Source organism: Aliivibrio sp. A6 (assembly GCF_028765505.1).
Taxonomy (GTDB): Bacteria; Pseudomonadota; Gammaproteobacteria; order Enterobacterales; family Vibrionaceae; genus Aliivibrio; species Aliivibrio finisterrensis_A.
In genome coordinates, this window is sequence record NZ_JARACR010000022.1 from 64,217 (window position 1) to 71,296 (window position 7,080).

The 7,080-nt window shown below is 41.7% G+C and carries 7 protein-coding genes; 3 read left to right on the forward strand and 4 right to left on the reverse strand.

The window, feature by feature from the left end; genetic code table 11:
* Positions 1–11 precede the first annotated feature (11 nt).
* Positions 12–1,604, forward strand: coding sequence for a bifunctional phosphoribosylaminoimidazolecarboxamide formyltransferase/IMP cyclohydrolase (purH, locus tag PVK70_RS13410; protein WP_130048514.1), 1,593 nt, complete (start codon positions 12–14; stop codon positions 1,602–1,604).
* Between the two features lie 271 nt (positions 1,605–1,875).
* Positions 1,876–3,168 carry a phosphoribosylamine--glycine ligase gene (purD, locus tag PVK70_RS13415; RefSeq protein WP_130048513.1) on the forward strand — a complete coding sequence of 431 codons (1,293 nt, stop codon included), beginning with the start codon at positions 1,876–1,878 and terminating at the stop codon, positions 3,166–3,168.
* Between the two features lie 130 nt (positions 3,169–3,298).
* Here the strand turns inward: purD and PVK70_RS13420 are convergent, their stop codons facing one another.
* Together PVK70_RS13420 and PVK70_RS13425 are read right to left on the reverse strand one after the other, a co-directional pair.
* Entirely contained in the window at positions 3,299–4,003 is a 705-nt protein-coding gene (locus tag PVK70_RS13420; RefSeq protein ID WP_130048512.1) for a DUF1481 domain-containing protein, read from the reverse strand.
* Positions 4,004–4,042: 39 nt separating this feature from the next.
* Positions 4,043–4,315 (reverse strand): HU family DNA-binding protein, encoded by a 273-nt coding sequence (locus PVK70_RS13425; protein WP_122033826.1) that lies wholly within the window; start codon positions 4,313–4,315, stop codon positions 4,043–4,045.
* A 219-nt stretch (positions 4,316–4,534) separates the two neighbouring features.
* On the opposite strand from PVK70_RS13425, the gene PVK70_RS13430 reads away from it, so the two are divergent.
* Entirely contained in the window at positions 4,535–5,602 is a 1,068-nt protein-coding gene (locus tag PVK70_RS13430; protein ID WP_130048511.1) for a CNNM domain-containing protein, read from the forward strand.
* A 75-nt stretch (positions 5,603–5,677) separates the two neighbouring features.
* On the opposite strand, the gene PVK70_RS13435 is transcribed toward PVK70_RS13430, so the two are convergent.
* Positions 5,678–6,271: a YjaG family protein gene (locus PVK70_RS13435; RefSeq protein ID WP_130048510.1), complete on the reverse strand. Its 594-nt coding sequence runs from the start codon at positions 6,269–6,271 to the stop codon at positions 5,678–5,680.
* Between the two features lie 297 nt (positions 6,272–6,568).
* Positions 6,569–7,021 carry a tellurite resistance TerB family protein gene (locus tag PVK70_RS13440; RefSeq protein ID WP_130048509.1) on the reverse strand — a complete coding sequence of 151 codons (453 nt, stop codon included), beginning with the start codon at positions 7,019–7,021 and terminating at the stop codon, positions 6,569–6,571.
* Positions 7,022–7,080 lie beyond the last annotated feature (59 nt).

A 7,080-nucleotide genomic window follows, 5' to 3' on the forward strand; every position in this document is an offset into this window, starting at 1 on the left:
AGAAAGTAGTCATGAATAACGCACGTCCGATCCGTCGCGCGCTAATTAGCGTATCTGATAAAACTGGTATTGTAGAATTTGCTCAAGCACTGACTGAGCGCGGAGTAGATATCCTATCTACTGGTGGTACCGCTCGTCTGCTTGCTGAAAAAGGCATCTCAGTAACTGAAGTATCTGATTACACAGGCTTCCCAGAAATGATGGATGGCCGCGTTAAAACTCTTCATCCTAAAGTTCATGGTGGTGTACTTGGTCGTCGTGGCCAAGATGACGGCATTATGGAACAGCATGGCATCAACCCTATCGATATGGTTGTTGTTAACCTATACCCATTTGCAGAAACCGTAGCAAAAGAAGGTTGCACCCTTGCTGACGCTGTTGAGAACATCGATATCGGTGGCCCAACAATGGTTCGTTCTGCAGCAAAAAACCACAACGACGTTACCATCGTTGTAAACGCGCACGACTACGATCGCGTTATTACTGAAATGGACGCTAACGAGAAATCTCTTACTCAAGCAACTCGCTTTGATTTAGCTATCGCAGCCTTCGAGCACACCGCTTCTTATGATGGCATGATTGCTAACTACTTCGGTACTATGGTTCCTTCTTATGGAGAGAACAAGGAAGGTGATGAAGAGAGCAAATTCCCACGCACGTTCAATCAACAGTTCGAGAAAAAACAAGACATGCGCTACGGTGAGAACAGCCATCAAGCAGCGGCATTCTACGTTGAAGCCAATCCTGAAGAAGCATCAGTGTCTACTGCTCGCCAAATCCAAGGTAAAGCCCTGTCTTACAACAACATCGCTGACACTGACGCGGCACTTGAGTGTGTAAAAGAGTTCGATGAACCTGCATGTGTGATTGTTAAGCACGCTAACCCATGCGGTGTTGCCCTAGGTAACAATATTCTTGAAGCTTATGACCGCGCATTCAAAACAGATCCAACGTCTGCATTTGGCGGTATCATCGCATTCAACCGTGAGTTAGACGCAGCAACAGCAACAGCGATCACTGAGCGTCAATTCGTTGAAGTTATCATCGCTCCTTCTGTTTCTGCTGAAGCAGTAGAAATCGTAGCGGCTAAGAAAAACCTTCGCCTACTTGAATGTGGTGAGTGGACGTCTAAAACAACTGGCTTTGACGTGAAACGCGTTAACGGCGGTTTGCTAGTTCAAGATCGCGACCAAGGCATGGTTTCTGAAGATCAGCTTAAAGTGGTTTCTAAACGTCAACCAACGGCTGAAGAGTTAAAAGATGCACTGTTCTGCTGGAAAGTAGCTAAATACGTTAAATCTAACGCGATTGTTTACTCTAAAGGTGACATGACTATAGGTGTTGGCGCAGGCCAAATGAGCCGCGTTTACTCTGCGAAAATCGCCGGTATTAAAGCCGCTGATGAAGGTTTGGTTGTTGAAGGTTGTGCAATGGCATCAGATGCATTCTTCCCATTCCGTGACGGTATCGACGCGGCAGCAGAAGCTGGTATCAAATGTGTTATCCAACCGGGTGGTTCTATGCGTGATGATGAAGTTATCGCCGCTGCCGATGAACATGGTATGGCAATGATCTTTACGGGTATGCGTCACTTCCGCCACTAGTTCTCTTGTCATCATTGGGGCGGTAACTGCGTTGACTACGCCTTGTTAGCGCTCCCACTGATTTAAAGAGACCTCGAATAGTTGAATCGCGTAAGCACCAACTACTTTGAGCAAAACTTATTATTTTGTTTTTTTAAATATTCCGATATTTGAAATACGTAGAGCAAATCAGTGACTTTAGTTCAAGGAAAACACGCAGAGCTTATGACCATAAGTGAGCATGTTTGACACAGAAATAAAGGCTCTGAAGCAGCTATAAGGATTTTAAAACATGAATGTATTGATTATTGGTGCCGGCGGTCGTGAGCACGCACTAGGTTGGAAAGCAGCACAAAACCCAAACGTTGAAACGGTATTTATCGCTCCAGGTAATGCAGGTACAGCGCTTGAACCAAAACTAGAAAACGTAGCGATTGATGTTGAAGACATAACAGCTCTTGTGGCCTTTGCAAAAGAGAAAGCAATTGAGCTGACAATCGTTGGCCCTGAAGCTCCATTAGTTATCGGCGTTGTTGATGCATTCCGTGACGCAGGATTACCTATATTTGGCCCTACAAAAGCAGCAGCACAACTAGAAGGCTCTAAAGCGTTTACTAAAGACTTTTTAGCTCGTCATGATATCCCAACAGGCTCTTATGCAAACTTTACTGAAATTGAACCTGCATTAGCTTACGTGCGTGAACAAGGCGCACCGATTGTCGTTAAAGCTGATGGCCTTGCTGCCGGTAAAGGCGTTATCGTTGCAATGACACTAGAAGAAGCAGAAGACGCGATTAAAGATATGCTAGCAGGCAATGTCTTTGGTGAGGCTGGTAGCCGCGTCGTTATTGAAGAGTTTTTAGAAGGTGAAGAAGCAAGCTTTATCGTGATGGTTGATGGCGCAAGTGTTCTACCAATGGCAACTAGCCAAGATCACAAACGTGTGGGAGATAAAGATACAGGCCCTAATACCGGGGGGATGGGCGCGTACTCTCCTGCTCCTGTTGTTACTCCTGAAATCCATAATCGTATTCTAGAAGAAGTTATCTATCCTACGGTTCGTGGAATGGATGCTGAAGGCGCTCCTTACACTGGATTTTTATATGCTGGTTTGATGATTGATGCTGATGGCACGCCAAAAGTCATCGAATACAACTGTCGCTTTGGTGATCCAGAAACACAACCTATTATGATGCGTATGGAATCGGATCTTGTTGAACTTTGTCTAATGGCTATCGACGAGAAACTGGATGAAGCAGAATCTAAATGGGATCCACGCGCTTCTATCGGTGTTGTTCTTGCTGCTGGTGGCTATCCAGCGGATTATGCAAAAGGAGACGTTATTTCGTTGCCTTCAGAAGGAGCTGAAGGTCAAAAGATCTTCCACGCAGGCACCACAAATAACGAAGCTGGCGACGTTGTGACAAATGGCGGCCGCGTACTTTGTGCAACAGCATTAGGAAATACAGTCTTAGAAGCTCAGCAACGTGCGTACGAGTTAACGAAACAAGTAAGCTGGAATGGAATGTTCCATCGCAATGACATTGGTTACCGTGCCATTGCGCGTGAATTAGAAGATAAGTAATGACTTAACTTACAAATAACAGCTACAGAAAAACAAAAGGCGCTATCACAGCGCCTTTTTATATCAATGTAACTAATTAAATGATCTATTTTCCTGCGTAATAATGATCAAATAATTAATGAAGTTGGTATTACTCTTCAATTAATTCAGGTCGATCTACACAAGTGTAGCTATCATCTGTTAACAACAATAATTCAGACATTTTTAATACTTTTTTATCGCGATTTTTCTCTTCACCTAAAAATGAGATAAAACTGTCTAAGCCGGATAATCGTGCGACGACAAAATTCGGTAAGATTTGATTGAATTCTAATTGATCGTATTGCTGACCATCGCAAGAATAAAATGTTTCGCCATCCCACTCACCTTGATATAAAGCAACACCTTCTTTATCCAAACCTTCTACCTTTGTGATTAAATACTTAGATTGGTCTTGGAATTGAGCAAGTTGATTAGGCATCAATGGGAATATACGACCCTCTTTACGATAGCGTTGATACACTGCCTCTCCATTGCCATTATAACGAACGTGCATCATGTAAGGGATGAGGCCGTCAGTATTATCTAACATCTCACCTTCACGAACGGCTTCGACTAATACGTTTTTTTCCCAGCGATAAGTTGTTTTATACCAACCATAATCACCCATAGTAACGTAATCTGACGCAGTTAGAGACTGTTGTAGTCGACGTGTATACCAATAGTAACTGGTTGCATCACCTTGGATTTGACCACCGGTTAAGGTGACTGATTTGATGCGTTGCTCATCTGATGGGCTTGATGAACAGCCAAAAAGAAATGCAGAGAGAAGTAAGGTAGATAGAATGCGCTTCATAAAAATGCCGAGTTAAGGGTTAACTCGGCAAAGTATATCTTAGTTCACTGATTCTTTCAGTGCTTTACCAGCAACAAATGCAGGAACATTCGCAGCTTTGATTTGAATCTCGTCACCAGTCTTAGGGTTGCGACCAGTGCGTGCTGCACGATGATTAACTTTAAAAGTACCAAAGCCGATAAGTTGAACTTGCTCGCCATCTTTAAGTGCGCCAGTTACGCCTTCTAGAGTCGCTTCAAGAGCTGCTTTTGCTTGTGCTTTTGATAGGTCTGCTTTTTCAGCAATAGCATCAATTAACTGGGTTTTATTCATTAGGGTTTCCCTTCTATTTTTTGAAATCCTAGTAACTCTAATGCATAAAGCCCCCATCTGGCAAAGGTTTGTCACACTTCTTGCTACAGAATGCGCGTTCTTTAGACACAAACTGAGTAACGTCTCACAATTTGTCACTATTTTTCATTTGTGAGGCATTGCTTTTTGGCCGATCAGCACCCATTTTATAAGGGCTTGCTTACTTTTTTGAGATTAATAATGTTTATTTTATCCATCTATATTGCCATTTCTATTAGCGTATCCTTCATTTGTTCTGTACTTGAGGCTATTTTACTTAGTATCAGCCCAAGCTATTTGGCTCAAATGCGTCAAGAGAACCACCCTGCTGCCGAAAGATTAACGCAACTAAAAAACAATGTAGATCGCCCTTTAGCGTCAATTTTAACCCTAAATACTATTGCCCATACTGCGGGTGCTGCGGCTTCTGGTGCTCAAGCGTCTATCGTTTTCGGTAGTGAGTGGCTAGGTGTTTTCTCTGCGTTCTTAACGTTCGCAATCTTATTATTTTCTGAAATTGTACCGAAAACTATCGGTGCAACCTACTGGCGCCAACTCGCTCCAATGGCTGCAAGAATGCTGCATTGGATGGTGCTGTTATTAAGCCCTGTTGTTTGGGCGTCAGAGCAATTAACTAAACGTTTAGCTCGTGGACATCAAGCGCCAAAATTACGAGATGAAATTGCTGCTATGGCCACGCTTGCAAAAGAGAATGGTGAATTTGCAGAAGGTGAGTCAAAAATCTTAACTAATATTCTAAATATTAGAGATGTACCAGTGACTCAAGTCATGACACCAAGAACCGTTTTATTTCGTGTTAATGCTGAAATGACGGTGGAAGACTTTATAAAAGATTGCGCAGAAACCCCATTTTCACGTCCATTAGTTTACAGTGAAGACAGCGATAACATTGTTGGCTTTATCCATCGCTTAGAATTATTCTCTGCAATGCATAAAGGCCAAGGAAAACGCCTTCTTGGTTCTGTTATGCGCCCAATTCAAGTCGTTATCAGTACTTCAACACTACCGAAAGCATTTGAACACTTAATGAAACACAGAGCACAGTTAGCGCTCGTGATTGATGAATACGGCACGGTACAAGGCCTGCTTACTTTAGAAGATATCTTTGAATATATGGTTGGTGAAGAGATCATTGATGAAGCAGATAAAACTACAGATATGCAGCAACTAGCTCAACAGCGTTGGACTAACTGGAAAAACAAGCACGGTGTTATCGATAATACCGATGTAGAAGAAGAGAAAGAATAGTTAAAGGTGTTAGCAAGCCCCTTTAAATTAAAAAACCGATGAATATTCATCGGTTTTTTTTGTAACGTCAGAAAATTAGTAATCTAGCTCTAGACCGATATTACTTACATTCTCGTCTCTTAGTTCTTGGCGTAAGTCTTTAATTAAATCAATATCACGCTCTTCTGCTTCACGAAGTGGTCGGAAAATTGCCCACTGGACATCCCACTCTTCACAAATCACATCAATGTCTTTTTGATTTTCATCTGTCACTTCTTCGCCCGTTTGCGCTTCAACCAGCTGAGCAACTGTCATTACTGATAGCTGGCTAATCTTAAACATGGCTTCTTCTAATACATCACGATCTAAGATCCCGTGTAAGAAAGTCGATAACGCAACACAAGCATCAATTGCTGGGTAAGTCAGGTAAATTGAATCATCATCTAACTCAGGGATCATTTCTTCTAGCTTTTCTAATTGACGTTCAAAATTAATCTTGGCATTTTTAACGGTCAATAATTCCCAAATACTATCGAGTATAACGCGATAGGTTTGAGGCTCAGCAAAGCCGGTTGCTTCACAGTAATGTACGTAATTTGGGTACATACGCTCACATAAAGAAGCCATAAAAGTAATTTGTTGCCATGGTTCAAACTTTTCTAAACGAACTTGGATAGGATTGCGTAACATATACGATTCTACACTATAAAAAAATGACGCTTTAAGTGTACTTGATAACCACGAATGACAAAAGGAAGGTTATGAACAAATTACTTATCATTTCAAAAGAAAAAGAGAGCTACCTCTCACTTTTTGAGCTATAGGATCTTCCTGATCTTGAAATTTGTCATGATCTTAGAAAAGCCGATATTATCCTTGCCGATCCACCACTCATTTCTGAATTACTAAATCAATTTAAATCTGTTGAGTGGATTTTGACAACGGTTATTAAAAATAAAAGCCTGTGATATAACAGGCTTCACTGCGTTATGCTTGTGGTGCTGCGGCAAGCTTTGCTCGAATAAACTCAAGATGATCAAGATAAATCAAATCGGATACCTGACGAATCACCGCCTCTTCCATTGGTTCAATCACACCATCGGCATACGCTACCGTCCACATGGCTTCGATTAGATCGTAACGCTCATTTGGCATCAATGCTCTCAACTTAGTCGTAAACTCATATAAAGACGTTGAGGCTTTACTTTTAGCCGTAGCTTCACACAATAAAGTCTTTGCTTGTTCGTCGTTAATATCAAATAATTTACTTAATAGCTGTAATTTTGCGTTATCTTCTCTTTCATCACTCTGGTGATCGGCACCTGATACTTCACATAATAAAGACGCCATTGCTAAATGCATCGAAGCGACTTCACCTGCACTACCGTCACTCGCTTCATGCATGACTTTTTTTAATAGCGTACTCAATTTCTTAAACATAAAAACTCTCAATACCGATAATTAATAATATGACCATTTAAGTATAGATCTGTTCCAAT

Bases quoted from the DNA above. Each gene is read 5' to 3' on its own strand.
- purH (WP_130048514.1), top strand. From the start codon at position 12: ATGAATAACGCACGTCCGATCCGTCGCGCGCTAATTAGCGTATCTGAT.
- purD (WP_130048513.1), top strand. From the start codon at position 1,876: ATGAATGTATTGATTATTGGTGCCGGCGGTCGTGAGCACGCACTAGGT.
- PVK70_RS13420 (WP_130048512.1), bottom strand. From the start codon at position 4,003: ATGAAGCGCATTCTATCTACCTTACTTCTCTCTGCATTTCTTTTTGGC.
- PVK70_RS13425 (WP_122033826.1), bottom strand. From the start codon at position 4,315: ATGAATAAAACCCAGTTAATTGATGCTATTGCTGAAAAAGCAGACCTA.
- PVK70_RS13430 (WP_130048511.1), top strand. From the start codon at position 4,535: ATGTTTATTTTATCCATCTATATTGCCATTTCTATTAGCGTATCCTTC.
- PVK70_RS13435 (WP_130048510.1), bottom strand. From the start codon at position 6,271: ATGTTACGCAATCCTATCCAAGTTCGTTTAGAAAAGTTTGAACCATGG.
- PVK70_RS13440 (WP_130048509.1), bottom strand. From the start codon at position 7,021: ATGTTTAAGAAATTGAGTACGCTATTAAAAAAAGTCATGCATGAAGCG.